The following is a 23,932-nucleotide window of genomic DNA, read 5'->3' on the forward strand; positions in this document are numbered from 1 at the left end:
CCGAAATCGCAACGCGGGTGTCACGTGAGCGAAACAGGGCCGCGTCACAGTTTTGCCCATGGAATCCCGAACCGCATTGACGTTGAGTATCGGCGTCCTCGGTGGGCTGGCGGTGGTGGTCACCGCGGAGGTCATCACGGTGCCGATCTGGGTGGTGTTTCTGTCGTGGGCGTCGTTCTTCTTCGTCGGTGGCGCGGCCGCCGGCTGGGTGCGCTCACTGTCGTGCAATCTCGCCGGGGTGCTGATCGCCTCGGCCAGCCTGTACGCGGCCGAGCTGATGGGCGGGGGCCTGTGGGTGACCGCGCTGGCCGTCGGAGTCGGCAGCGCGGTGATGGTGGCGGCGTCCTGGGTGCCGTTGTTGTCGGCGACGCCGGCGGTGGTGGTCGGTTTCGCCAGCACGGTGTCGACGGTGGCGGGCACCGGCAACGCGATCACGGTGACCTCGGTGTCGCATCCGGGGCTCGTGGCCGCAATGGCGTGCGTGCTCGGCGCGTCGTTCGGGCTGCTGTCCGAATGGGTGGCCAGCGTGCTGACCCGCGAGCGCGCGACGGAAGGCAGCCCGGCGTGAAACTGCAGCATTACCTCGGGGGCCTGGAGGGTCTGCCGGAGCCGTTGCACTTCGAGAAGCGGGTGTTCGTCGAGGAGTGGGAGAAGCGGATCTTCGGCATCCACGTCGCGATGATGGGGTTGTCCAACCATCTCGGCTCGGCGCTGCCGCAGTATCCGATCGACGAGGTGCCGACCACGTTCAAGGACGAGTGGACCTGGGCCAGCCTGCGCACGGGCGCTGAGGCGATGAACCCGTTCGACTACTTCAAGTTCCGCTACTACGAGAAGTGGCTGGGCGGCATCACCCAGTTCTTCATCGACCAGGGCTACGTCACCGAGGACGAATTGCGTTCGCGTCAAGAGGAGCTGGCCGCTGCCGTGGCGCCGTCGCCGCCGGAATCCGCGCCCGCCATCGACGACCAGGTGATCGACTACCTGCGCAAGGGGGACAGTCCGCGCCGCGACGTCGCCCATCCGAAGTTCAGCGTCGGCGATCGGGTTCGGATCACCAACGTGCCCGCGGCCGCACACACCCGGCTGCCCGGGTATCTGCGCAGCCGCGAAGGCACGGTCGAGCGCGTCTTCGAAGGCGATTACGCGTATTTCGTGCACACCGGCGACGGGATCGGTGATCCGATGCCGATCTACATTGTCGCGTTTCCGCCCGAGGAGCTGTTCGGTGCACGCGCCGAAGACGGCCCGCTGACGATCTACGCCGAGCTGTTCGAGGCATACCTGGAAGGAGTTCAATGACCGGCCAGTTCCACTATCCCGACGACCGGGAATCCGCCAGCGCCGCCAAAGTCGCTGCGCTGGAGTCACTTCTGGTCGAGAAGGGGGTGATCACCAGCCAGACCGTCGACAAGGTGCTGTCCTATTTCGAGTCGGAGATGACGCCGCTGAACGGGCGCAAGATCGTGGTCAAGGCGTGGACGGACCCCGACTTCGCCGCACGTGTGGTGGTCGACACGCCCGCGGCGATCGCCGAACTCGACCTGCCCGAGGGCATGGCGGGCGCCGAAGGTGAGCACCTGCAGGCCGTCGCCAACGCCCCCGGCGTGCACAACCTGGTCATCTGCACGCTGTGTTCGTGTTTTCCGTGGCCGGTGCTGGGCCTGCCGCCGTACTGGTACAAGGATCCGGTCTTCCGGTCGCGCGCGGCCCGTGAGCCGCGCAAGGTGCTCAGCGAGATCGGCCTGGATCTGCCCGCCGACACCGAGATCAAGGTGTGGGACAGCAGCGGACATTCCCGCTGGTTCGTCATTCCCGAGCGCCCCGCGGGCACCGAAGGTTTCACCGATGCGGAGTTGATGGAGCTGGTGACCACGGAGTCCATGATGGGTGTCGCGTTGGCGGGTAAGTCGTCATGATGCTGCACGAGACGTGCACCACCGACCGGGCCGCGCCGCAGTTCGATCACGAGTGGCAGCGCCGGGCGTTCGGGTTGGCGTTGGCGCTCTCGGAGTTTCGCCACTTCGACTGGAGCGACTTTCAGCAGAGCCTGATCGAGACGATCGGCCGATGGGAGAACACGCCGGAGGATCAGCGCGGCGACTGGCAGTACTACGACCACTGGGTCGCCGCGCTGGAGAAGGTGATCGACGACCACCAGCTGCTCACCGCGCCCGCCCGAGCCAACGGGGACGGTCATGGCTGAGGCGCGGGTGGCCACCGGTGTCGCCGGTCTGGTTGCGGCCCTGTGGCTGGCCGGGACGGCCTTCATGGCGCTGACGGTGCTCTACTTCGTCGGGCTCGATCAGGGCGCGACGTCGGTCTTCGGCACCAGCACCGTGGTCCACGAATTCGTCCACGACGCACGGCATCTGCTCGGCTTTCCCTGTCACTAGCCGATCGCCAGGGCATCCAACACGCGGCCGAGCTCGGCGAGGGCCTGACGGTGGGCGGCCCTCTGGTCGTCGGCGCGGGCGACGATCATCGCGGTCTCGCACAGCGCCCCGTAGAGGAAGTGGGCCAGCGGCGCGGGCGGGCGCCGCTCGATCCGCCCGGCATCGATCGCTTCGGCGATGCCGCGTGCCATCATCTGCAGCAACGGCGCTTCCAGCCGGCGAACCTGCTCCCAGCCGATGGCCGCGGGCGCGTCGAGCAGCATGATCCGCTGCAGCTCGGGATCGAGGCATTCGTCCAGAAAGGCGCGGCACGCCGCGGCGAAGGCGTCCCAGGGATCCTTCCTGCGGCCGTAGGCGGCGCCCAGCGGCGTCATCAATCGTTCGACCTCACGGGCGAACACCGCCTCGAACAGCTGCCGTTTGCCCCGGAAGTGGTGATACACCGCGCCTTTGGTCACCTCGGCGCGTGCGGCGACCGCGTCGAGCGATGTGGCGTCGTACCCGTCGCGGGCGAACAGCGCACGCGCCGCGTCGAGCAGCGCCGCCGTGGTCGCCTCGGTGCGCTGCGCCTGGGTGCGTCGTGCCACGTGGGTCGCCACAGTCTGACCATAGCCGGTTGGTGTCACAGCACCTGGTAGACGCGGTAGTCGATGTGGTTGGACGACAGGATGTTGTAGCCGACGGCCACGATTTCGTTCAGCCACGCGTAGCGTTCGTCGGCGGTCTGGAAACTCGGGGTGGTGCGCGCGTAGGTCTCGTCGAAGGCGAGCACCTCGCCGGCGGCCAGCCGGTCCATGCCGTCGGCCGGGATCTTGATGACACCGCGGGCCTCGTAGTGGATCAGCGCGCCGTCGTGGCTGCGCAGCGTCGCGCGCACGTCCACCTGCCCGACGCCGTCGCTGCCCACCACCAGCCAGTCGCCTCCGCCGGGCAGGATCTCTCCGCGCAGCCTCGGTCCTTCGATGACGCCGCCGGTGGTGACGAAGGTCAGCCGGGTGCCGAACGGTGTCGGGATCGGCTGTGCTGGAAGCAGATCGACCGCCATGTCGAAGAGGTGTGTCACCGGTAACGCGTCGAGCATCGGCACCTGCTCGACGCATGTGGTTGCGGTCATGCCTTCGCCCCGCTCAGCGCGGCCTGCAACTGCACCGAGTCGATGAACGTGTCCTTGCGGGCGACCAGCCCGTCGGGCGACACGTTGACCACGTCGAGGCAGTCGAATCGGATGTCGCCGGAGATCAGTGCCCAGTCCAGCACCCAGTGGTCTTCGCCGTAGAGGACGCGGTAGACCTCGAACGAGAACTGCGGAAACTGCGCGAAGAGTTCGCCGAACGTCGCCCGCACGTTGTCGCGTCCGACCACGGGTTCGCCGCCGGTGTGTGTCCAAAACCGGGTGTCGACGGAGTGCAGCGCGGCGATGGCGTCGGGATCACGTGCCGCCCACGCGGCGAAATAGCGCTCGGAGACGGCTTTGAGGTCCAGTTGTGCGCCGGCGGTTCGGGTCACGGTGGCTCCGTTCGTAGGTTACATACTTCGGGTATGCATTAACCTACCACGAGTATGTATCGGGGTGCCAGTCCGAACTAGATCACCGCCAGCGACACCGCGGCCGCGGTGGCAAGACACATCGAGGGTCCGTGCGGCACAGCCGATTCCCCGCGCCGAGCGACCTCGACGATCGACCAGCTCGCGGTCAGGATCGGCGCCGCCAGCGCCGCCAACACCCACACGTCGACACCGAACGCCCCCGTCAGCGCTCCGACGCCGGCCGCGAGCTTCACGTCCCCTGCGCCCATCGCCGTCGGGCACAGCAGGTGCACGGTCAGATACAGCGCGAACAAGGCCGCGGCACCCGCCGTCGCCGGGGCGCCCTGTCCCGCCAGCGTCGCGCCCGCGAGGATCGCCACCGCGCCGGGCACGGTCAACCAGTTCGGTAGCCGGCGTTCGGTGACGTCGAACACGCACAGCGCCGCCAGCCACGCCAGCGTCACCGCGCACGCCGCTGCCCCCACGTCCGAAGGCTAACGGCTGTGCGGGGCCTCGCCCGTCACCGATTTCTGCGTCAGGGCTGCGGAACCGCACGCACAACAGCCTTGCGGCAGAAATGGGCGCAAGTCGGCTAGGGCTCGTCGAGCGCGGCCCTCATCGCTTCCCTGGGGGCTGGCAGTCCGGTGAACTGCTCGACCTGCGCGAACGCCTGATGCAGCAGCATCTCCAGGCCGCTGATCACGCGACCGCCCCGTGCGGTCACCGCGGCGGCCAGCGGCGTGGGCCACGGGTCGTAGATCGCGTCGAGCAGCACGGGAACGTCCGCGACCGAATCCGCATACCGCGCCGCGACGTCGGCGGGGATCGTGTTGACCACCACGTCGACGTCGACCAGCGGCGTGCCCAGCGCGACCCACCGCACCTCGACACCCAGCCGGGCGCCCAACTCGAGCAGCGGGGCGGCCTTGTTCGGGTTGCGCGCCACGATCGTGATGTCGGCCACGCCGAGTTGGCTGAGCCCGGCGACGACGGCGGGTGCGGTGCCCCCCGAGCCGAGTGCCCCCCGAGCCGAGTACGGCCGCACTGCCGGACGCCTCGCCCAGCGCGCCGGCCACGCCGTCGACGTCGGTGTTGTCGGCGCGCCACCCCGTCGCTGTCCGCACCAGCGTGTTGGCCGAGCCGACCAGTTCGGCGCGCGGGGTGCGTTCGTCGGCGAAGCGCAGCGCCGCGAACTTGCCCGGCATCGTCACCGACACCCCGACCCATTCGGGACCGAAACCGCCGACCAGCGCGGGTAATTGCTCCGCTGTGCACTCGATGCGCTCGTAGGTCCAGCCGTGCAAACCCAGCGCGCGGTAGGCGGCCAGGTGCAGCTGCGGTGAGCGCGAATGCGCGATCGGCGAACCCAGCACCCCGGCTTTCCGGCGATTTGTGTGCGGTTTGTTGCGCTCAGCGCGCCTAAACGCACCCAAATCGCTTACCTCGCGGAGTCGAGGACGCCATTGCCCATGGCCAGTTGGATGTTCGCCAGGTGCTGGTCGTAATCGCGGGTGAACAACGTGGTGCCCTGCATGTCGATGGTGACGAAGTACAACCAGTCCCCCGGCGCGGGCTTCTCGGCGGCGGTCAGCGCGGGCTGGCCCGGTGAGCAGATCGGGGTGGCCGGAAGGCCGGGCCGCACATAGGTGTTCCAGTCGGTGAGCTGGGCTCGGTCGGCGTCCGTGGTGGCCACCTCGATGCGGTCCAGCGGATAGTTCACCGTGGAGTCGAACTCCAGCGTCCGGTTCTCGGCGAGCCGGTTGTAGATGACGCGGGCCACCTTCGCGAAATCCTCCGGGGTGGCCTCCCGCTGCACCAACGACCCGACGGTCAACACCTGATACGGCGAGAGGTTCATCGCCAGCGCGGTGTCCAACAATCCACCCTTGGCGTATTGGGTCGCGCTCGCCGAAATCAGCGTCGAGAGAATCTGTTCCGGGGACGCCGACGGGTCGATGTTCCACATGCCGGGCGCGATCAGCCCCTCCAGCCGACGGTGGTCCTGGCCCAGCGCCGTGACCGCGTCTCGAGCCCAGTCCGGCACAGCCAGCGCCGCTGGAGTGGCGGTGCTCGCGGTGTCCTTCAGATGCTCCGCGGACACACAGTGCTGTTCACCGTCGAGGTCCACGCACGTGGCGCGCGAGATCAGCGAGAGTATGCCGTCGGTGACGGCGTTGGTCTTGACGTCGCGCACGTCGTCGAGCTGACGTCCCTCGGGGATCACCAGCTTGCCCACCCGGTTCTGCGGATCAGTAAGCCGCTCAACGGCATTGGATGCCGGTATCTCGGTACGCACCTTGTAGAACCCGGGCTGGATCGACGAGATCGCGGGGTTGCCTTCGGCAGCGCTGACGAACGCCCCGACCGTCGCGACGACGCGATGCTCATGCAGCGTCTGACCGATCGCGGTGGTGGAGTCACCGTCGTGTACCTGGATGACCACGTCGTTGACGCCTTCGCCGGCGTAGTCGTTGGCGGTGCCGAACATGGTGTGCCACAGCTTCGATCCCAGAAACACCGCCGCCACGGCGATCACGATCAGCGTGGCCAGCGTCAAGACGCCGACGATCCGACGCCGACGGCGGTTGCGCGCCTCTCGGATTCGCTGGGCGCGGGTCATCGTGCGCCTGGGCGGGCCGACAGCGACGGGCTCTGCGCGTTCGCGACCCCATTGGTTAGGCATCCCCGACCTCTCCGTGCGCGGCCATCGCAGTGCGGCGCTGATCCAACCAGTTCTGCAGAATCCCCACCGCGGCCGCCTGATCGATCACCGAGCGCTGCCCTTTGGCGCGGACCCCGGCTTCGCGCAGCGACCGCTGCGCCACGACCGTGGTGAGCCGTTCGTCGGCCAACCGCACCGGTGTCGGCGCGATCCGGCGGGCCAACGCGTCGGCCACCGCGATCGCATCCTGCGCCGAGGCACCCGACCGGTCGGCGAGGGTGCGGGGCAGACCCACCACCACTTCGACCACGGAATGCTCGTCGACCAGCGCCGCCAGCCGTCGGATGTGGCGGTCGGCGCGGTCGCGCCGGACGGTCTCGAGCGGGGTCGCGAGGATGGCGTCGGGATCGCTGACCGCGACGCCGATCCGCACGGTGCCCACGTCCACGCCGAGCCGTCGCCCCCGGCCCGGATCCGGAGGGTCGAGCGAACGTCCGGGTCGATCGGGCAGGCGGTCGGTATGGGCCACGAGGTCAGCTCCGGTCGATCTCTGCGCGCAGCGCGGCCAACGCCGCGTCGATACCCGCCGCCCCCTTGCCGGCGCCCTGCGCCAGATCGGCCTTGCCGCCCCCACGGCCTTCGACCGGCGCAGCCAGCGTTTTCACCAGGTCGTTGGCCCGGAGGCCGAGGTCCTGCGCCGCCTGGTTGACCGCCACCACGAACGGGACGGTGTCGTTGTCGCCTCCGCTTTTCCCGTCGCTACGCTCGCCCGGGGCGGCGATCAACGCGACGACGGCGGGGTCGCTGCCGAGCTTGCCGCGGATGTCACCGGCCAGTGTGCGCAAGTCAGCGGCCGACATCCCCGCGGCCATCCGTTGCGCCACGACTCGGACCTTACCGATAAGCTCCGCGCCCGCGGCGGCATTGGCGGCCGCGGCCTTGGCGTTGGCCAGCCGCATCCGATCGAGTTCCTTCTCGGCCGCGCGCAGCCGCTCCACCAGGTTGGCCACCCGCGCGGGCACCTCTTCGGACGGCACCTTCAGCGTCGAGGCCAGGCCGGCCATCAACGCCCGCTCCTTGGCCAGGTGGCGGTAGGAGTCCAAACCGACGTAGGCCTCGACCCGGCGCACGCCCGAGCCCACCGACGCCTCGCCCAGAATCGTCACCGGGCCGATCTGCGCGGAGCTGCGCACGTGGGTGCCGCCGCACAGCTCCAGCGAGAAGGGCCCGCCGATCTCGACCACGCGGACCTCATCGGGGTAGGACTCGCCGAACAGCGCCATCGCACCCATCGCCTTGGCCGTCTCCAACTCGGTGGTGAACGAGCGCACCTCGTAGTCGGCCTCGACGGCCTGGTTGGTCACTTCCTCGATCTGGCTGCGCTGCTCCTCGGTCAGCGCCCCCTGCCAGTTGAAGTCGAAACGAAGATAGCCGGGCCGGTTCAGCGAGCCGGCCTGAACCGCGTTGGGGCCCAGCACTTGCCGCAGCGCCGCGTGCACCATGTGGGTGCCCGAGTGACCCTGGGTGGCGCCGTGCCGCCACCGCGGGTCGACGGCGGCAACGACGGTGTCGCCCTCGACGAACTCACCCGATTCGACCTTGACGCGATGCGTCCACAGCGTCTTGGCGATCTTCTGCACGTCGGTGACGGCGGCTTTCGCGGAGACGGATGCGCCGGTGCCGGTGATGCTGCCCTCGTCGGCGATCTGGCCGCCCGACTCGGCGTAAAACGGGGTGCGGTCGAGGATCAGCTCGACGTTGTCGGATTCGGCTGAGGTTTCGTGGCTGACGACCGGGACGCGGCGACCGTCGACGAAGATTCCGAGAATCCTTGCCTCCGAGACCAACTCGTCGAATCCGGTGAACTCGGTTGGCCCGGTGTCGACCAGTTCCCGGTACGCCGAGAGGTCCATGTGGGCCTGTTTGCGCGCGGCCGCGTCGGCCTTGGCCCGCGCTCGCTGCTCGGCCATCAGGCTGCGGAAGCCCTCCTCGTCGACGGACAGCCCCGCTTCGGCGGCCATCTCGAGGGTCAGCTCCAGCGGGAAGCCGTAGGTGTCGTGCAACGTGAACGCGTCCGCGCCGGACAACACCGTCGCACCCGAGGCCTTCGTCGCGGTGGCCGCCTCCTCGAACAACCGCGATCCCGAGGCGAGCGTGCGGTTGAACGCGGTTTCCTCGGCCACCGCGATGCGCTGGATCCGGTCGAAGTCGTTGACCAATTCCGGGTACGACGGGCCCATCGTGTCGCGCACCGTGGCCATCAGTTCGCCGACGATCGGGTCGTCGACGCCCAGCAGCTTCGCCGACCGGATGATGCGCCGCAACAACCGCCGCAACACATAGCCGCGGCCGTCGTTGCCGGGGCTCACGCCGTCGCCGATGATGATCGCGGCGGTGCGGCTGTGGTCGGCGATGATGCGGTAGCGCACGTCGTCATCGTGGTGGCCCTGCCCGTAGCCGCGCGGCGCGCGGGCCGCCACCGCGTCGATCACGGGCCGCAGCAAATCGGTCTCGTAGACGTTGTCGACCCCCTGCAGCAGACACGCCACCCGTTCCACGCCCATGCCGGTGTCGATGTTCTTGCGTGGCAGCGGTCCGAGGATCTCGAAATCGTCCTTCGAGGTGCCCTCGCCGCGCTCGTTCTGCATGAACACGAGATTCCAGATCTCGATGTAACGGTCCTCGTTGGCCACAGGACCGCCCTCGACGCCGTATTCCGGGCCCCGGTCGTAGTAGATCTCCGAGGACGGTCCGCACGGTCCGGGAATGCCCATCGACCAGTAGTTGTCGGCCATCCCGCGACGCTGGATCCGCTCGGCGGGCAGCCCGGCGATCTCCTGCCACAGCCCGAAGGCCTCGTCGTCGTCGAGGTAGACGGTGGCCCACAGCCGTTCGGGGTCGAACCCGTAGCCGCCCTGGTCGACCGGGTTGGTCAGCAGCGTCCAGGCGTACTCGATCGCGCCTTCCTTGAAGTAGTCGCCGAACGAGAAGTTGCCCGCCATCTGAAAGAAGGTGTTGTGGCGGGTGGTGATGCCGACCTCGTCGATATCGGGCGTGCGGATGCACTTCTGCACGCTGACGGCGCGCTTCCACGGCGGCGTGCGCTGGCCCAGGAAATACGGCACGAACTGCACCATTCCGGCGTTGACGAACAGCAGGTTGGGGTCGTCGAGGATCACCGAGGCGCTGGGCACCTCGACATGGCCCGCCTTCACGAAATGATCGAGGAAACGCTTCCTGATCTCGTGTGTCTGCACGTTGCTACTGTCCTCGCCGTCGTGTGTGGTTCCGCAGGGACCTGCGACTATTCGACCGCACTACAGTACCGGTCGCGGGTTGCGGTCTTGAAAGGTCAACGCACCGGCGCGGCCGCGAGTGCCGCCTTAGGACGTGATGAAGCTCAACCGCACCGATCGCCGCGGGTTGTCCCGGTTCAGGTCCACCAGCACGACGCTCTGCCACGTGCCCAGCAACGGGGTGCCGCCCTGCACCGGCAGCGTCACCGACGGCGAGATGAGTGCGGGCAGCACGTGGTCGGCGCCGTGGCCTGGTGAGCCGTGGGCGTGGCGGTAGCGGTCGTCGCGCGGCAACAGCCGTTCCAGGGCGTCGACGAGGTCGTCGTCGGAGCCCGATCCCGTTTCGATGATCGCCAGCCCGGCGGTGGCGTGCGGAACGAACACGTTGCACAGGCCGTCGCCGCGGCCGGCGCAGAAGTCGCGCACCGCAGCGGTCAGGTCGACGGTGCGGTCGTGGGTGGTGTCGATGGTCAGCACGTCGGAGTCCACGACGCCGAGCCTACGAGCCCCGGTTCTTTTTTCGCCCAAAGGGACAAACGGGCGGGAAAGTGCGAGTGGATCGCGCCAAAACGTCCATCTCGGCGACGAGCGTGAGCGGTTGACGCGGGCGTTTATTCGCCCGTGGCGTGGGTATCGCTAGAGCTTGGAGGCAAAATGACCATCACTGGCGTTATCACAGCAATTCTCATCGGCACCGTGGTCGGCGTGCTCGGTCGCCTGGTGTTGCCCGGTCGTCAGCCGATCGGGTTCCTGGTGACCATCCTGGTCGGCATCGTGGCGGCCTTGCTCGGCACCGCGCTCGCCAGGGCGCTCGGCATCCCGACCGCAACGGCCGGCATCGACTGGCTGGAACTGCTCGTCCAGGTGATCGTCGCGGCAATCGGTGTGGCGTTGGCGGCCGCGCTGATGGGGCGCAGACGCACCGGGGTGATGGGCACTCGCCGCGGCCTGCTGCGGTAACCGCGGGGTCGGGAACCCGACGTTGCCGTCGGGGTCGGCCTACCGGTGGAGCGCTTCCCCCCTGCGCCCGCCGGTCACCCGCCGCCCCGGCGGCAACCCCATGTCCGCTACAGATTCTTCAACAGATCATCGAGTTTTTCGTAGCCCTCGGTCATGCCGCCTTCCATTCCCGAGGACAGCAGGGCGTCGCGGGCCTCGACGTTCGGGCAGATCGAGCGGCCACGCAATCGGCTGCGGCCGTCACCGAGGTCCTCGAACCACAGGTACTCGAGGTTGACCATGTCGGGGGCGCCGTCGAATTCGAAAGTCTGCAGGATGAACTCGTTTTCGCGGACCGTGTGAAACGTCCCGTTGAACTCGTAGTGCCCGTGCTCGTCGCTGTGCCGGTAGCGGTAACCGCCGTGGCTCTTGAAGTTCCATTCGGTGATGTCCATCGTCAGCCCGCGCGGACCGAGCCATTGCTTGACCCGTTCGGGTTCGGCGTGCGCGCGGTACAGCGCCGCGACCGGGGCGTCGAAGTCTCTGGTGTACTCCATCGCCAACGTGTCGACGGGAGCGTTGAGGTTCAGTGCGTTGGTCATTTCGGTTGCCCTTCCGTGTCGGGTATCGATGCCAGCAGGCTGTCCAGCCGGCGGTAGCTGCGTTCGGCGTCGAGCCGGTAGCGGTCGATCCATGCGGTCAGCCGTTCCAGCGCGGCGGCATCCAGGTGCACGGGTCGTCGCTGCGCCTCGCGGGTCCGGGTGACCAGTCCCGCCTGCTCGAGGACCTGAATGTGTTTGGACACCGCCTGTTTCGTGATGTCGAACGGCGCGGCCAACTCGTTGACCGTGGCCGGTCCCCGTGACAGCCGCGCCACGATGGCGCGCCGAACCGGGTCGGCCAGCGCGAGGAACGCGCGGTCCAACTCGTTGTCGTCATCGCTCATCACTAGTCAACCATATCATTGATCAACTGATTTGTTGACTACAAATCCACGCCGGGCCGAGATCGACGTCTTGGTGGATTTCACTCGCGCTCTTCCGCCCGTTCGTCCCTTTCGGCGGGGATATAGCGGCGCACAGGCGGGTCAGCGCTTACGGCGGATGATCGCGCGCAGCTTGCCGAGCCGGGTGGCGATCTCGCGCTCGGCGCCGCGGTTCGTCGGCTGGTAGTAGTCGACACCGACCAGCTCGTCAGGCGGATATTGTTGGGCCACAACACCATCCGGATTGTCGTGGCTGTACTTGTAGCCGATCGCGTTGCCCAGCTTCTCGGCGCCCGAGTAGTGCCCGTCCCGCAGATGAGCGGGCACCAGCCCGGCCTTGCCCGCGCGAATGTCGCTCATCGCCGCACCCAGCGCGGTGGTGACGGCGTTGGATTTCGGCGCCGTCGCCAGATGGACGGTGGCGTGGGCCAGCGTCAGCTGCGCCTCCGGCATCCCGATCAGCTGCACGGTCTGGGCCGCGGCGACGGCGATCTGCAGCGCGGTGGGATCGGCCATGCCGATGTCCTCGCTGGCCAAAATCATCAGTCGCCGGGCGACAAACCGCGGGTCCTCGCCGGCCACCAGCATCCGGGCCAGGTAGTGCAACGCCGCGTCGACGTCTGACCCGCGCACCGACTTGATGAACGCGCTGACCACGTCATAGTGCTGGTCGCCGCCGCGGTCGTAGCGCACCGCGGCCTGATCCAGCGACTGTTCGATGGCCTCGACCGTCACCTCCTCCCCCGCTTCCGCGGCGACCTCGAGCGCGGTCAACGCGCGTCGCGCATCACCGGCCGACAACTGCACCAGCAGCTCGACGGCCTCGTCGGTGACCGTGACCTTGCCGCCGAGGCCGCGCGGATCGGTGATCGCGCGGCGCACCACCGTGCGCACCGCCTCGGCGTCCAGCGGCTGCAGCTGCAGGATCAGTGACCGCGACAGCAGCGGCGCGACCACCGAGAACGACGGGTTCTCCGTGGTGGCGGCCACCAGCAGCACGACGCGGTTCTCGACGGCCGCCAGCAGCGCGTCCTGCTGCGTCTTGGAGAACCGGTGCACCTCGTCGATGAACAGCACGGTCTGTTCGCCGTGGGCGGCCGCGCGTCGCGCGACGTCGATCACCGCGCGGACCTCTTTGACCCCGGATGACAGCGCCGACAGCGCCTCGAACCGGCGACCCGTGGCCCCGGAGATCAACGCGGCCAACGTCGTCTTCCCGGTGCCCGGCGGGCCGTACAGGATGACCGAGGCGGCGCCGGAGCCTTCGGCGAGCCGGCGCAGCGGCGAACCCGGTTGCAGCAGGTGATCCTGGCCGACCACCTCGTCGAGCGTCGCGGGGCGCATGCGCACCGCCAATGGCGTCGACGCCCCGACCGGCCCGCCCGCGGTTACGCTCGGCTCACCGGGGACGTCGAACAGACCCTCGGACACGCTTTCTGCTTACCACGCCGCTATGACTGCGGGGCCGCCGTCACGAAGTCGATCAGCTCTTCGACGCGCCCGATGAGCGCCGGTTCCAGGTCGTTCCAGTCGCGCACCCGGCCCCGAATACGTTGCCAGGCCCTGGCGATGTCGGCCTGCTCGGTGTGCGGCCATCCCAGCGCACGGCATACGCCCCGCTTCCAGTCGACTCCCTTCGGGATCAGCGGCCACGCCGAGATGCCCAGGCGCACCGGTTTGACGGCCTGCCAGATGTCGATGAAGGGATGCCCGACCACCAGCGTGTGCTGCCCGCCGGGGCCACGCCGGACGGCCTCGGCGATGCGGGCCTCCTTGGAGCCGGCGACCAGGTGGTCGACGAGCACACCGAGCCGACGCTGCGGCGCGGGCCCGAACTCTTCGACGATGGCCGCGAGATCGTCGACACCGCCGAGATGTTCGACGACGACGCCCTCGATGCGCAGGTCGTCACCCCACACCTGTTCGACGAGTTCGGCGTCGTGGCGGCCTTCGACGTAGATGCGGCTGGCGCGTGCGACCTTGGCCCGGGCGCCGGGCACGGCCACCGAACCCGACGCCGTGCGTGTGGTTTTCGGCGCGGACCGTTTGGGCGCGGTGAGGATGACGGGCCGACCGTCGATGAGGTAGCCGGGCCCGACCGGAAACGGCTTGCGGCGCCCGTGCCGATCTTCGAGTTCCATTCGGCCGTACTCGATTCGGACGACCGCGCCGACGTATCCGGTCTGGGCGTCCTCGACCACCAGGCCGAGCTCGACCGGATGCTCGGTGGACCGGACTTTGCGGTCATGCGGGTTGTTGGCAAGGACGTCGAAGCCATAGCGATCAGCCACCGGGTGATCGTAGGGTCACCTGCGTGCTGCTCACCCGCGACACGGCCGAGGCAATCGCTAACGGGACCATCACAGTGGTGCTGCGCCGCTGGGATGCGCCGCGGGTGAAGCCGGGCCGCACACAACGCACGCTGGCCGGCACCATCCGCGTCGACGACGTCATCGAATACCCGGGCGACTATCGCGTCACCGCGGCGCAGGCACGCGCGGCGGGCTATCCGGACGCCGAGGCCGCGCAGAAGGACCTAGACCGCCGGTCGGCGAAGCACACCTACGTGATCGCGGTGTCTTATCTGGGCCCCGACGAGCGGCCCGACCTCGCCGCCGACGACCAATTGTCGGATGCCGATGTCGCCGCGATCACCGCGCGTCTCGACCGCTGGGACGCCGCAACGCACCCGTGGACCCGGCAGTACCTGAAGATGATCGCGGCCAACGAGGCCGTGCGCGCACCGGATCTGGCCGCGCGGGTCGGTCTGGACGTGCCACGGTTCAAGCGCCGGGTGCGCCAGCTCAAGGGGCTGGGGTTGACGATCAGCCTCGACGTCGGTTACCGACTGTCGCCGCGCGGCCACGCCTATCTGCGCCTGGTCCGGCGATGATGGACGGATGACGGATCTGTATTCGTACGGCCCCTGGGCGGTGATCGCGGGCGGCTCCGAGGGGGTCGGCGCGGAGTTCGCGCGGCTGCTCGCCGAAGCGGGGCTCAACCTGGTGCTCATCGCGAGGAAACCCGCGCCGCTCGAGCAGACGGCCGAGGCGTGCCGTTCCGTGGGTGTCGAGGTACACACGCTGGCAGTCGATTTGGTGGCCGCTGATGCCGTCGGCCGGATCGTCGATGCGACCGCCGACCACGAGGTGGGCCTGCTCGTCTACAACGCGGGCGCCAACACCTGCAGTGAGCATTTCCTCGACGGCGCGCTGGCCGATTTCCAGAAGGTGATCGACCTGAACATCACCACCATGCTCGCGTTGGCGCAGCACTTCGGCCGACCGATGCGCGAGCGCCGCCGCGGCGGAATCCTCATGGTCGGATCCATGGCCGGCTATCTGGGCTCGGTTCGGCACACCGTCTACGGCGGGGTGAAGGCGTTCGGCCGGATCTTCGCCGAGAGCCTGTGGCTGGAGCTGCGCGAGCACAACGTCCACGTGCTGGAGCTGGTGCTCGGCGTGACGCGCACCCCGGCGATGGAGCGGGTCGGCCTGAACTTCGACGTGCCGGGGCTGCGGGTCGCCGAGCCCGCCGAGGTCGCCCGCGAAGGGCTCGAGCAGCTGCCGCACGGACCCGTCTTCGTGGCGGGCGGCAACACCGAGGACGTCGCGCGACGCAACGATCCCGACCGCGCCAAAGTGGTGCTGGGCACGCATCGCTTCATGCAGAAGCTGATGAACGACGGCTAGTTTCGCGCCCCGGCACCCACCGGGTAGAAACGTCATCGTGCGGATGGGCTTGTCGACACCGGTGGTGGTGCAGGTGCCCGGTGCCGCCTCGGCATGGGAACGCGACGCCACCGTCGAGGACATCGTGCGCATCGCCGCGGTTGCCGACGAACTGGGCTTCGACCACCTCACCTGCTCCGAGCACGTCGCCGTGCCGGCCGACGAGGCCGACGCCCGCGGCGCGACGTACTGGGATCCGTTGGCCACCTTGGCTTTTCTGGCCGCCCACACGACCCGTATCCGCCTGGTGACATCGGTGGTGGTGCTCGGCTACCACCACCCGCTGGCAATCGCGAAGCGCTACGGCACCCTGGACATGCTCAGCGGCGGCCGGCTGGTGCTCGGCGTCGGTGTCGGCTCGCTGGCCGCGGAGTTCGACCTGTTGGGCGCCCCCTGGGCCGACCGGGGCGCCCGCGCCGACGACGCGATCCGCGCGCTGCGGGCCTCACTGTCGCAACGCCAACCCCGCTATGACGGTGAGTACTTCCAGTTCGACTCGATGATCGTCGATCCCTGCGCCGTCCAGCCCCGCGTCCCGATCTGGGTGGGCGGGCGAACCCGCCGGTCACTGCGGCGCGCGGTCGAGTTGGCCGACGGCTGGATGCCGTTCGGGCTGCGCCGCGACGATCTCTCCCGACTGCTCGCCGAGATGGAGCTTCCCCATGGTTTCGACGTGGTGCTGGCGACCCGGCCGTTGGACCCGCTGGAGAACCCGGACCTGGCCGCCGACCAGCTGCGCAAGCTCGCCCGGCTCGGCGCCACCGCCGTCTCCTGCTCGGTGTCGGCGACCTCGGCCGATCACTACTGCGAACAATTGGCGGCACTGCATGAAATCGGAAGGGACATCGGATGACTGACGACCGGCTCGCCGAACTGGAACGCCGCCTGCGTCGCATCGAGGACGAGCGCGCGATCGAGCGCGCGATCGCGTCCTACGGCCCGCTGGTGGACGCCGGCGATGCCGACGCCGTCGCCGAGTTGTGGGCCGCCGACGGCGGTTACGACGTCGAGGGCTGGCAGATGCACAGCCGCGCCGACGTGGCGGCGATGGTGCGCTCAGACGCCCACCAGGGGCTGATCGGCCGCGGCTGCTGTCACTTCCTGGGTCCGGCGGTGGCCACCGTCGACGGCGACGACGCGGTGGCGGTGTGCCAGTCGATCCTGGTCACCCGCCGCGACGACGGGTTCGCGGTGTGGCGGGCCGGCGCCAACCACTTCCGGCTGCGGCGTATCGACGGTCGGTGGCAGGTCGTCCAACGCAGCACCCGCGCGCTCGACGGCAACCCGGAGGCACGCAACCTGCTGGCCGCCGGGATTGCGGGGCTGCCGCCGCGAACCTGAGCTCGTGCGCGAGAAGTCGCCGAGATCTCGCACACAACTTCAGGTTCGACGCTTGCTGACCCGGACGGAGAGTTCTTCCGGCGGCACCCGGTGGCCGTTGGCGCAGCGGATCTCGACCGTCGCATCCGCGCCGCAGCCCTTGTGTGCCAGGCGCAGCGGGGTGCGGTTGGGCAGATGCCGTCGTCCCCACTCGAACATCGCCCACACCACCGGCATGAACTCGCGGCCCGCGTCGGTCAGCACGTACTCGTCACGGCTGCGCTGGCCGGGTTCCTGATAGGGCCGCCGGAGCAGCAGCCCCGCCTCGACGAGGTCGTTGAGCCGCGCGGCGGCGGCGGCCTTGGTGATCCCGACCCGCCGCCAGAAGTCGTCGAAACGGGTGGTGCCGTAGTACGCCTCGCGCATGATGAGCATCGCCGACTTGGTGCCGAGCACCGCCATCGTCTTCTCGATCGGGCACTCGCCCACGGCCGACCAGGCGTCGCGGTCGGCCAGTCGCCCCTCCAGCACTGTCATGGAAATCACCATACCCCTGAGTTGTCCTCTCTATACCTAGCTGGTATAGCTGGGTATAGATAGCCTTACTCAGCATGGAGGAGAAAGCCATGGCGGGAGTTCCAGACCGCGACGCGGTCATCGTGGGCGCGGTGCGCACGCCGATCGGAAAGGGCAAGGCCGGCGGGGCGCTGCATGAGGTGCTACCCGTCGACCTCCTCGCCCACAGCCTCAAGGAACTGGTGGCCCGCACCGGTGTCGACCCGGCGCGGATCGACGACGTCATCGCCGGCGCCGTCACCCAGGTCGGCGACCAGGCGGTCAACATCGCCCGCAACGCGGTGCTGGCCGCGGCCTTTCCGGAGACGGTGCCCGGCACCACGATCGACAGGCAGTGCGGCAGCAGCCAGCAGGCCATCCACTTCGCCGCGCAGGGGGTGATCTCGGGCGCCTACGACATCGTGGTGGCCGCGGGTGTCGAGTCGATGTCGCGGGCACCGATGGGCTCCAGCGTGCTGCCGGGCAGCGACCCGTTCGGGGCGATGGCGCAGCGCTACCCCGAAGGGCTTGTGCCCCAAGGCATCAGCGCAGAGCTGATCGCCGCAAAGTGGGGGCTGTCCCGCCGGCAGCTCGACGAGTTCTCCGCGAGCAGTCACGAAAAAGCCGCCGCCGCGACGAAAGAGGGCCGGTTCGACAACGAGCTGGCACCGATCGCCGCGCTGGCCAGCGACGAGATCATTCGTCCGGACACCACGGTGGACACCCTGGCCGCGCTCAAGCCCGCGTTCTACAACCCGGCCTACGAGCAGCGGTTCCCGCAGATCGGGTGGCAGATCACGCCCGGTAACTCGTCGCCGCTGTCGGACGGCAGCGCCGCGGTGCTGATCACCACCAGCGAGGTGGCCAAGCGACTGGGGTTGCGCCCGCTCGTCCGGATCCACTCGATGACCGTCGTGGGATCCGATCCGCTGTACATGCTGACCGGCGTCATCCCCGCGACCGAAAAGGTGTTGCAGCGCGCCGGTTTGGCGTTGGGCGACATCGACCTGTTCGAGGTGAACGAAGCCTTCGCCCCGGTGGTGCTGGCGTGGGCCCACGACGTCGGCGCCGATCTGGCCAAGACCAACGTCAACGGCGGCGCGATCGCGATCGGACATCCGCTGGGCGCGTCCGGCGCGCGCATCATGACCACGCTGGTCAACGCGCTGGAGCAGCGCGGCGGGCGCTACGGGCTGCAGACGATGTGTGAGGGCGGCGGCATGGCGAACGCCACGATCATCGAGCGCCTCTGAACGTCGCGCAGCGACTGTGCGGTTTCATACGCGACGCGCCGGTCACAGCGTATGAGACCGCACAATCGCCGCGAATCAAGCCTTCTGAAGCTCGAACAGCGGGATGACGCGGCTGGTCTTGGCCTGGTACTCGGCGAACACCGGTGAGATCTCAGCCACCTTCGGGTAGAGCTCGTCGCGCTCGGCGGACGGCAGTTCGCGGGCGATCACGTCGTAGGCCGTCGTGCCCACCTCGACATGCGCCCTCGGCTCGGCCCGCAGGTTGTGCACCCACGCGGGGTGCACGTCGCCTCCGGCGTTGGAACCGGCGATGAGGATCCTGCCGTCGATGGAGAAGTACGCCAGCGGCGAGATGCGCTGCCGGCCCGATTTGGCCCCGGTCGTGGTCAGCAACAGCAGCGTCGCATTCTCGAACGGGCCGCCGACCTTGCCGCTGTTCGCGCGGAACTCGTCGACGATGTTTGCGTTGAAAGCCTTGCGCTCAGACAGGTCGGTCATGTGCAGTTGAGCGCCCGAAGCCGCGCCGCTATTCCCGGGGCCCGCATAATCGGCCCATGCGGGTAATCGTGACGGGCGCCAACAGCGGGGTCGGCAAGGCGACGGCCGCCGCGCTGGCCGCCGAGGGGCACAGCGTGGTCATCGCCTGCCGGACCCTCGCCAAAGGCGAGCAGGCCGCCGCCGAAATGGCTGGCGACGTCGAGGTCCGTCACCTCGACCTGGCCGACCTGGCCAGCGTCAAGGCGTTCGCCGACACGGTGGACAGCGTTGACGTGCTGGTGAACAACGCCGGCGTGATGGGGGTGCCGTTGACCCGGACCGCCGACGGGTTCGAAGCCCACATCGGCACCAACCATCTCGGGCACTTCGCGCTGACGTGTCTGCTCGGCGACAGGATCACCGATCGGGTGATCTCGGTGGCCAGCGCGATGTACCTGTTCGGCCGCATCGACCTCGCCGACCTCAACTGGCACACCCGCAAGTACTCGAAGTGGGGTGCCTACGGGCAGTCCAAGCTCGCCAACCTGTTGTTCGTCGCGGAGTTGGCCGCCCGCGGGGTGCGCGCCTACGCCACCGACCCCGGTGCCACCGACACCGACATCACCCGGTCGTTGGGCATGGCCGAGCACCGGCGTATTCGACGCCTGTTGCACACCCCCGCCCAGGGCGCGCGCGCCACCGTCCAGGCGGTCACCACCGACCTGCCCAGCGGCACCTATCTGGCGCCACGCTTCAACCAGTTGGGCCCGCCCAAGGTCACCAAACCGCTGGCCAAGGCACGCGATCGCGACATGGCACGCAAGCTGTGGGAGCTGTCCACGGAGTTGACCGGCTGCCACTGGCCGCGCTAGCCGCCCTCGGGTCGGGTGGCTAGCGCGCCGCCGGCGGGGCGCCGTGCACCGCGGTCATCCGCATGTAGCGAAACACCGCTTCGGCCCGGTTCGACGCCTTGAGCTTGCGCAGAATGTGTTTGACATGGGTCTTGACCGTGCCCTCGGAGATCACGAGATGGGTGGCGATGGCGCGGTTGCTCTTACCCTCGGCCATCAGCGACACCACCTCGATCTCGCGGTGCGACAGTCGCGATTTGACACTGGTCTCGGCCGCCAGGGAGACGGCCACCGGCGACGACGCGCACCCGGCGTCCCGATGTGGCTGGGGCCGTCCAAGAGCCGTCCTGGCGGTGCACACATCGTCGGCGGCGGTCGCGATATCGCGTGCCATGCGCTGGATTTCGTTGCGCGCAGAACGCAGCCGCTCGCTCAGCGCGGTGCGCTGGTATGCGTAACCGAATCCTTCGGCGAACATCCACAGTGCCGCAAGGTCATCCGCGTCAACGTGGCGGCGGCTGTTGTAGCAGTCGGCGTGCAGCAGACCGACGATGCGGCCGTTCGGCATGATCGGGGCCGCCACATAGGACCGGGACAACGACGCCTGCCCGATGGCTGCGTTGGTGCGGGGCTCGTGTTGCGCGTCGCGAACGAGTACCGGGGTGCGGCGACGCATGATCTCGCTCTCGATGAGGGTGTGGTCGATCTGCGTCGGATGTTCGCGCCCGACCCGAGCGATTTCATCGGCCCATTCGGGGTCGCCCTTCACGTGCACGCTTTCCACCCGCCACGTCGATTCCTCGATCGCGGAGACGATGACGCGGTCAAACCCACAGCGGCACAGTTCCTCAGGCGCCTTCACCAGCATCTGCTCGATCGAATCGATACCGTGCAGCCGGGACAGCGCGTTGCGGATGGCGGCGTAACGGTCGTTGCGTTGCCTTGTCTGCGCCTGCGTGACCTGAACCTGCAGTCTCCCGACCTCGGTGAGCAGTTCGACCAGCTGGGCCGCGGCCGGGGCCAGCACCGTGATCCTGGTCTCCGAGGCCATCGACGCCAGCCGTTCATGCGCCGAACCGAGGGCGGTCAGCACGCGGGCGAAGTCGCGGCCGTCTCCGATTGGCTCGACGTCCTCGCAGCCCGGCAGCGCCGCGACGTCGTCGAGCACGGCGGCCACCCGCTCACGCAACCCGGGGTCGCGCAGCGGCTCGCCGACCACCGACCATTCCTCACCGTTGCACCCACGGCCCGGATGAACGGGCCGGAGGGTGGCGGCGCGGGCGGCCCAGCGCTCGGCGGTGAGTTCGCTGGTGGCAGTAGTCATAGCCATCAACGGTAGAAAGTCGACACCTGCTTGGACATGGAAGCGGCTTCCAAATCTTTTGCCGGGGGCTGGAACCTCGTCACAGATCGCCCAGCAGCTCCGGTGTGTCGGGCTGGCCGGCGCTGGCCAACCCGCCGGGGCTGAGGTTCGCGCCTGCAGCGGCCAGTCGCAGCGCCACCTCCAGCTGGAGACGATTTTCGGTGAACGACGATCCGAGCAGGTCTTTGGCCTGTTGAACGCGATACATCACGGTGTTCTGATGCACCCCGAGCCGCTCTGCGGTCCTCACCCAGCTCATGTTCTCCTCGAAGAACACGGCGAGCGTCGCGCGCAGCCTGCGGTTGCGTTCGGTGTCTGAACTGAGTTCGCCGAGCACATTTTTCACGAACTGTCCGGCTGCCAACAGGTCGTGAGTCAGCAGTGCATCCAGCGCCACGTCGCGGTGATGAATCATCGTGCCCGCGGGATGGGAGAACACACCGCTGAGGCGGCGACCATCACGCGCCTGCCGATGGGATTGAACGAAACCGTCCAACCCGTGGCCCACGCCTCCGACCGCCGCATAAAGCGGGGCGTCCACGGACAGCCTTCTGGGTGGATAGTCGACGACATCAGGCCCACTTGTCCACGCCCACACCATCATCGCGCCGGCGGGCACGACAAGCAGCTCGGTGCCTTTGAGGTGATGGGCGATTTCGGCGGCGGTGCGCTTCAGGGCCTGAAGCGGTGGTTTGTCCTGGCTGCGTGGGTCGCTCCAGACGATCATCGCGACGTGAGGCCGGTCGAGGTTGTAGCCCAGCGCCGCGCTGGTGGCGCGAAGGTCCACGGGGCGTCCCGCCACGATGGCCAGTACCAGTTCGGCACGCACGGAGTCCGCGCCGCGCACCCACAGTTCACGTTCCCGCTGATAATGATCGACGAGGTCGCCGGTGACCTTTTCGCAGTACCCGAACAGGTACTGCGAAGCGGCGTTGGCTATCTGCCATTTCACCTTTTCGGGAACCTGCAGCTCCTGAACCGCTTCGCGCAGCGCGGCGTCGCACATCGCCAACCCGATCACGTAGCAGCGCGGAATCACGGCGACGGTGATGCCTCGCTGCGCCAGGGTGGACACCCAGTTCAGGGTCGCCTCGGGGGCCTGGGCCGACGACGCTATCTCCGCGGCCGCGAACCCGCGCAGGACCGCCTGCACGTTGCTGTAAGCGGCCTCGACCGTCAACTGCTCGAGGTCTTTGTCTTCGAGGTTGTGCAGTTCGGTGATGACGGCGAACGCGCGCAACCCGATGCGCTCACCCAGCGCCGCTCCGTCGACTGAGGCCGCTGCTTCCGAAGCCATGCGCATATGGTCTTGAGCCAATTACGCCCCCAAACCGCGCACCCGACAGAGTGACGGTAGCACTTGGGCGTCGCTGCGCGGCGGAATTACCGCGCTGGCTCGATCATTCGAAAACGACCACCGGCTTGATGACGTCGCCGCGTTTGGAGGCCGCGATCGCCTCGTTGATCTGATTGAACGGAAAGGTTGCGATCAGCCGGTCGAAGGGAAACTTGCCGTCCCGGTAGAGCTGGATCAGCACCGGGATGAAGGTCCGTGGGTCGGCGTCGCCCTCGATCACCCCGGATAGCCGCCGCCCCAGGAGCAGATGGCCCTGGTCGATCGTGATGTCGTGTTCCATCCCCTCGAAGCCGAGCGTGACGCAATGCCCCGGCGACCCCAGAATCTCCAGTGCCTGCCGGATGACGGCGTTGGACCCCACCGCATCGAGCGAGTGGTCGATGCCCTTCGGCGCCATCTGCATCACCTCCCAGACGACATCGTCTGTCTGCGTTGGGTTGACGCAGTGGGTGGCGCCGAGTGCGCGGGCGGTCTCCAGGCGCGCCTCGTTGATATCGATCGCGATGATCGGAGCACATCCGAGGGCCTTGCCTGCCATGACAGCGGCCAGCCCGACCGCACCCATCCCGAACACCGCCAGGCTGTCGCCGGTGCTGGGGCGCATCACGTTCATCACGGCGCCCGCGCCGGTCTGCAATCCGCACCCGAACGGACCCAACAGCTGCAGCGGCAGGTCCTTGGGCACTCGGATCGCGTTGCGGCTGTTGGCGATCGCCATGCTGGCGAAGGAGGACTGGCCAAACCAGTTGCCGTGGATCTCCTCGCCGCCGAAGCGCAGGGTGACGCTGCCGTCGAGCCGCTCGCCGAAGTAGTTCAGCGGTCCGAACAGATCGCAGTACGCGGGCGTCTTGTCGGTGCACGTGTCACACTCGCCGCAGAAGCCGAAAGTCAACACCACATGATCTCCGGGAACGAGGTTGCTCACCGCCGTTCCCACCGCCTCCACGACACCGGCTCCCTCATGCCCCAACACCGCGGGCAGTGGCAGCGGCACCAGGCCCTCGGCCGCGGAGATGTCGGTATGGCAGACCCCGACACCGGCGATGCGCACCAGCACCTCGTCGTCGGCCAACTCGGCCAGCACGACCTCCTCCAGTGACAGTGGCCCGCCTTCGGTGCGCAGCACCGCCGCCCGTGCGATGCGCGGTGTCACGTTGGCGACGTCCAGCGTCGGAACGCTGGACGCGGCGCCCTTTTCGTTGTTCATACCCTGATCCGCG

At 68.4% G+C, this 23,932-nt stretch carries 29 protein-coding genes and 1 pseudogene; 12 read left to right on the top strand and 18 right to left on the bottom strand.

Annotated elements, in window-relative coordinates:
• Positions 1-58: 58 nt before the first annotated feature.
• Genes G6N28_RS25935 through G6N28_RS25955 form a run of 5 tightly spaced genes read left to right on the top strand, consistent with a single transcriptional unit; the run spans position 59 to position 2,396 of the window.
• A complete protein-coding gene (locus G6N28_RS25935) occupies positions 59-568 on the top strand; it encodes a DUF1097 domain-containing protein (RefSeq protein ID WP_163905400.1) in 510 nt (169 codons plus the stop codon).
• Positions 565-1,302, top strand: coding sequence for a nitrile hydratase subunit beta (gene nthB / locus G6N28_RS25940; protein WP_163905402.1), 738 nt, complete (start codon positions 565-567; stop codon positions 1,300-1,302). The genes G6N28_RS25935 and nthB overlap by 4 nt, the downstream gene beginning before the upstream one ends.
• Positions 1,299-1,919 carry a nitrile hydratase subunit alpha gene (gene nthA / locus G6N28_RS25945; RefSeq protein WP_163905404.1) on the top strand — a complete coding sequence of 207 codons (621 nt, stop codon included), beginning with the start codon at positions 1,299-1,301 and terminating at the stop codon, positions 1,917-1,919. The genes nthB and nthA overlap by 4 nt, the downstream gene beginning before the upstream one ends.
• Positions 1,916-2,206, top strand: a complete 291-nt coding sequence (locus tag G6N28_RS25950; protein WP_163905406.1) for a nitrile hydratase accessory protein — start codon at positions 1,916-1,918, stop codon at positions 2,204-2,206. Before nthA ends, G6N28_RS25950 begins: the two co-directional genes overlap by 4 nt.
• Positions 2,199-2,396 carry a CbtB domain-containing protein gene (locus G6N28_RS25955; protein ID WP_163905408.1) on the top strand — a complete coding sequence of 66 codons (198 nt, stop codon included), beginning with the start codon at positions 2,199-2,201 and terminating at the stop codon, positions 2,394-2,396. The genes G6N28_RS25950 and G6N28_RS25955 overlap by 8 nt, the downstream gene beginning before the upstream one ends.
• Here the strand turns inward: G6N28_RS25955 and G6N28_RS25960 are convergent.
• The 9 genes and pseudogenes from G6N28_RS25960 to G6N28_RS26000 form a co-directional block, all read right to left on the bottom strand.
• On the bottom strand, positions 2,393-2,995 hold the full coding sequence (locus tag G6N28_RS25960) for a TetR/AcrR family transcriptional regulator (protein WP_163905410.1): 603 nt from the start codon (positions 2,993-2,995) through the stop codon (positions 2,393-2,395). The genes G6N28_RS25955 and G6N28_RS25960 overlap by 4 nt on opposite strands.
• A 23-nt stretch (positions 2,996-3,018) precedes the next feature.
• Entirely contained in the window at positions 3,019-3,510 is a 492-nt protein-coding gene (locus tag G6N28_RS25965) for a DUF3237 domain-containing protein (protein ID WP_163905412.1), read from the bottom strand.
• On the bottom strand, positions 3,507-3,902 hold the full coding sequence (locus G6N28_RS25970) for a nuclear transport factor 2 family protein (RefSeq protein WP_163905414.1): 396 nt from the start codon (positions 3,900-3,902) through the stop codon (positions 3,507-3,509). The genes G6N28_RS25965 and G6N28_RS25970 overlap by 4 nt, the downstream gene beginning before the upstream one ends.
• Positions 3,903-3,979: 77 nt before the next feature.
• Positions 3,980-4,408, bottom strand: coding sequence for a prepilin peptidase (locus tag G6N28_RS25975; protein ID WP_235674701.1), 429 nt, complete (start codon positions 4,406-4,408; stop codon positions 3,980-3,982).
• 107 nt (positions 4,409-4,515) lie between these two features.
• Positions 4,516-5,356 (bottom strand): annotated as a pseudogene (locus G6N28_RS25980) (shikimate dehydrogenase).
• 5 nt (positions 5,357-5,361) lie between these two features.
• Positions 5,362-6,606, bottom strand: coding sequence for an endolytic transglycosylase MltG (locus G6N28_RS25985; RefSeq protein ID WP_163905416.1), 1,245 nt, complete (start codon positions 6,604-6,606; stop codon positions 5,362-5,364).
• Positions 6,599-7,114, bottom strand: a complete 516-nt coding sequence (ruvX, locus tag G6N28_RS25990; RefSeq protein WP_163905418.1) for a Holliday junction resolvase RuvX — start codon at positions 7,112-7,114, stop codon at positions 6,599-6,601. Before ruvX ends, G6N28_RS25985 begins: the two co-directional genes overlap by 8 nt.
• Before the next feature lie 4 nt (positions 7,115-7,118).
• Positions 7,119-9,842: an alanine--tRNA ligase gene (gene alaS, locus G6N28_RS25995; RefSeq protein WP_163905421.1), complete on the bottom strand. Its 2,724-nt coding sequence runs from the start codon at positions 9,840-9,842 to the stop codon at positions 7,119-7,121.
• Between the two features lie 126 nt (positions 9,843-9,968).
• Positions 9,969-10,370 carry a secondary thiamine-phosphate synthase enzyme YjbQ gene (locus G6N28_RS26000; protein ID WP_163905422.1) on the bottom strand — a complete coding sequence of 134 codons (402 nt, stop codon included), beginning with the start codon at positions 10,368-10,370 and terminating at the stop codon, positions 9,969-9,971.
• 165 nt (positions 10,371-10,535) lie between these two features.
• Between G6N28_RS26000 and G6N28_RS26005 the strand changes: the two genes are divergently transcribed.
• The gene (locus G6N28_RS26005; RefSeq protein WP_163905424.1) at positions 10,536-10,841 is read left to right on the top strand and encodes a GlsB/YeaQ/YmgE family stress response membrane protein; all 306 of its coding nucleotides are present in this window, start codon (positions 10,536-10,538) and stop codon (positions 10,839-10,841) included.
• 107 nt (positions 10,842-10,948) lie between these two features.
• On the opposite strand, the gene G6N28_RS26010 is transcribed toward G6N28_RS26005, so the two are convergent.
• From G6N28_RS26010 to G6N28_RS26025, 4 genes are all read right to left on the bottom strand, one after another.
• Positions 10,949-11,422, bottom strand: a complete 474-nt coding sequence (locus G6N28_RS26010) for an SRPBCC family protein (RefSeq protein WP_163905426.1) — start codon at positions 11,420-11,422, stop codon at positions 10,949-10,951.
• Positions 11,419-11,766, bottom strand: a complete 348-nt coding sequence (locus tag G6N28_RS26015) for an ArsR/SmtB family transcription factor (RefSeq protein WP_163905428.1) — start codon at positions 11,764-11,766, stop codon at positions 11,419-11,421. The genes G6N28_RS26010 and G6N28_RS26015 overlap by 4 nt, the downstream gene beginning before the upstream one ends.
• Before the next feature lie 141 nt (positions 11,767-11,907).
• Positions 11,908-13,236 carry a replication-associated recombination protein A gene (locus G6N28_RS26020; protein WP_163905431.1) on the bottom strand — a complete coding sequence of 443 codons (1,329 nt, stop codon included), beginning with the start codon at positions 13,234-13,236 and terminating at the stop codon, positions 11,908-11,910.
• A 20-nt stretch (positions 13,237-13,256) separates the two neighbouring features.
• On the bottom strand, positions 13,257-14,096 hold the full coding sequence (locus G6N28_RS26025) for a DUF3097 domain-containing protein (protein WP_163905433.1): 840 nt from the start codon (positions 14,094-14,096) through the stop codon (positions 13,257-13,259).
• Between the two features lie 23 nt (positions 14,097-14,119).
• Here G6N28_RS26025 and G6N28_RS26030 point away from each other — a divergent pair, with 23 nt between their 5' ends.
• The 4 genes from G6N28_RS26030 to G6N28_RS26045 are packed head-to-tail and all read left to right on the top strand — an operon-like array spanning position 14,120 to position 16,877.
• On the top strand, positions 14,120-14,698 hold the full coding sequence (locus tag G6N28_RS26030) for a hypothetical protein (protein ID WP_163905435.1): 579 nt from the start codon (positions 14,120-14,122) through the stop codon (positions 14,696-14,698).
• A 7-nt stretch (positions 14,699-14,705) separates the two neighbouring features.
• Complete coding sequence (locus G6N28_RS26035) at positions 14,706-15,497, top strand: SDR family NAD(P)-dependent oxidoreductase (RefSeq protein ID WP_163905437.1); 792 nt, start codon at positions 14,706-14,708, stop codon at positions 15,495-15,497.
• 37 nt (positions 15,498-15,534) lie between these two features.
• Complete coding sequence (locus G6N28_RS26040; protein ID WP_163905440.1) at positions 15,535-16,389, top strand: LLM class F420-dependent oxidoreductase; 855 nt, start codon at positions 15,535-15,537, stop codon at positions 16,387-16,389.
• A complete protein-coding gene (locus G6N28_RS26045; RefSeq protein ID WP_163905442.1) occupies positions 16,386-16,877 on the top strand; it encodes a nuclear transport factor 2 family protein in 492 nt (163 codons plus the stop codon). The genes G6N28_RS26040 and G6N28_RS26045 overlap by 4 nt, the downstream gene beginning before the upstream one ends.
• Positions 16,878-16,916: 39 nt before the next feature.
• Here the strand turns inward: G6N28_RS26045 and G6N28_RS26050 are convergent, their stop codons facing one another.
• Positions 16,917-17,393 carry a winged helix-turn-helix transcriptional regulator gene (locus tag G6N28_RS26050; RefSeq protein WP_163905444.1) on the bottom strand — a complete coding sequence of 159 codons (477 nt, stop codon included), beginning with the start codon at positions 17,391-17,393 and terminating at the stop codon, positions 16,917-16,919.
• A gap of 89 nt (positions 17,394-17,482) precedes the next feature.
• Here G6N28_RS26050 and G6N28_RS26055 point away from each other — a divergent pair, with 89 nt between their 5' ends.
• Entirely contained in the window at positions 17,483-18,664 is a 1,182-nt protein-coding gene (locus tag G6N28_RS26055) for a thiolase family protein (protein WP_163905446.1), read from the top strand.
• 75 nt (positions 18,665-18,739) lie between these two features.
• Here G6N28_RS26055 and G6N28_RS26060 read toward each other — a convergent pair whose 3' ends face one another.
• Positions 18,740-19,162, bottom strand: a complete 423-nt coding sequence (locus tag G6N28_RS26060; RefSeq protein WP_163905448.1) for a nitroreductase/quinone reductase family protein — start codon at positions 19,160-19,162, stop codon at positions 18,740-18,742.
• A gap of 56 nt (positions 19,163-19,218) precedes the next feature.
• On the opposite strand from G6N28_RS26060, the gene G6N28_RS26065 reads away from it, so the two are divergent.
• Positions 19,219-20,013, top strand: a complete 795-nt coding sequence (locus tag G6N28_RS26065; RefSeq protein ID WP_163905450.1) for an SDR family NAD(P)-dependent oxidoreductase — start codon at positions 19,219-19,221, stop codon at positions 20,011-20,013.
• A 19-nt stretch (positions 20,014-20,032) separates the two neighbouring features.
• On the opposite strand, the gene G6N28_RS26070 is transcribed toward G6N28_RS26065, so the two are convergent.
• The 3 genes from G6N28_RS26070 to G6N28_RS26080 all read right to left on the bottom strand — a co-directional run bounded on the left by G6N28_RS26070 (position 20,033) and on the right by G6N28_RS26080 (position 23,919).
• The gene (locus tag G6N28_RS26070) at positions 20,033-21,316 is read right to left on the bottom strand and encodes a LuxR C-terminal-related transcriptional regulator (RefSeq protein ID WP_163905452.1); all 1,284 of its coding nucleotides are present in this window, start codon (positions 21,314-21,316) and stop codon (positions 20,033-20,035) included.
• Between the two features lie 79 nt (positions 21,317-21,395).
• Positions 21,396-22,652 (bottom strand): PucR family transcriptional regulator, encoded by a 1,257-nt coding sequence (locus G6N28_RS26075; RefSeq protein WP_163905454.1) that lies wholly within the window; start codon positions 22,650-22,652, stop codon positions 21,396-21,398.
• Positions 22,653-22,755: 103 nt separating this feature from the next.
• On the bottom strand, positions 22,756-23,919 hold the full coding sequence (locus G6N28_RS26080) for an NAD(P)-dependent alcohol dehydrogenase (RefSeq protein ID WP_163905462.1): 1,164 nt from the start codon (positions 23,917-23,919) through the stop codon (positions 22,756-22,758).
• Between the last annotated feature and the right edge of the window lie 13 nt (positions 23,920-23,932).

The organism is Mycolicibacterium pulveris (assembly GCF_010725725.1).
In the GTDB taxonomy this organism is placed as follows: domain Bacteria; phylum Actinomycetota; class Actinomycetes; order Mycobacteriales; family Mycobacteriaceae; genus Mycobacterium; species Mycobacterium pulveris.

Coding starts and splice junctions, on each gene's coding strand:
- G6N28_RS25935 (WP_163905400.1), top strand. CDS start 59: ATGGAATCCCGAACCGCATTGACGTTGAGTATCGGCGTCCTCGGTGGG.
- nthA (WP_163905404.1), top strand. CDS start 1,299: ATGACCGGCCAGTTCCACTATCCCGACGACCGGGAATCCGCCAGCGCC.
- G6N28_RS25950 (WP_163905406.1), top strand. CDS start 1,916: ATGATGCTGCACGAGACGTGCACCACCGACCGGGCCGCGCCGCAGTTC.
- G6N28_RS25955 (WP_163905408.1), top strand. CDS start 2,199: ATGGCTGAGGCGCGGGTGGCCACCGGTGTCGCCGGTCTGGTTGCGGCC.
- G6N28_RS25965 (WP_163905412.1), bottom strand. CDS start 3,510: ATGACCGCAACCACATGCGTCGAGCAGGTGCCGATGCTCGACGCGTTA.
- G6N28_RS25985 (WP_163905416.1), bottom strand. CDS start 6,606: ATGCCTAACCAATGGGGTCGCGAACGCGCAGAGCCCGTCGCTGTCGGC.
- G6N28_RS26005 (WP_163905424.1), top strand. CDS start 10,536: ATGACCATCACTGGCGTTATCACAGCAATTCTCATCGGCACCGTGGTC.
- G6N28_RS26010 (WP_163905426.1), bottom strand. CDS start 11,422: ATGACCAACGCACTGAACCTCAACGCTCCCGTCGACACGTTGGCGATG.
- G6N28_RS26015 (WP_163905428.1), bottom strand. CDS start 11,766: ATGAGCGATGACGACAACGAGTTGGACCGCGCGTTCCTCGCGCTGGCC.
- G6N28_RS26035 (WP_163905437.1), top strand. CDS start 14,706: ATGACGGATCTGTATTCGTACGGCCCCTGGGCGGTGATCGCGGGCGGC.
- G6N28_RS26045 (WP_163905442.1), top strand. CDS start 16,386: ATGACTGACGACCGGCTCGCCGAACTGGAACGCCGCCTGCGTCGCATC.
- G6N28_RS26050 (WP_163905444.1), bottom strand. CDS start 17,393: ATGACAGTGCTGGAGGGGCGACTGGCCGACCGCGACGCCTGGTCGGCC.
- G6N28_RS26055 (WP_163905446.1), top strand. CDS start 17,483: ATGGCGGGAGTTCCAGACCGCGACGCGGTCATCGTGGGCGCGGTGCGC.
- G6N28_RS26060 (WP_163905448.1), bottom strand. CDS start 19,162: ATGACCGACCTGTCTGAGCGCAAGGCTTTCAACGCAAACATCGTCGAC.
- G6N28_RS26065 (WP_163905450.1), top strand. CDS start 19,219: ATGCGGGTAATCGTGACGGGCGCCAACAGCGGGGTCGGCAAGGCGACG.
- G6N28_RS26070 (WP_163905452.1), bottom strand. CDS start 21,316: ATGACTACTGCCACCAGCGAACTCACCGCCGAGCGCTGGGCCGCCCGC.
- G6N28_RS26075 (WP_163905454.1), bottom strand. CDS start 22,652: ATGGCTTCGGAAGCAGCGGCCTCAGTCGACGGAGCGGCGCTGGGTGAG.
- G6N28_RS26080 (WP_163905462.1), bottom strand. CDS start 23,919: ATGAACAACGAAAAGGGCGCCGCGTCCAGCGTTCCGACGCTGGACGTC.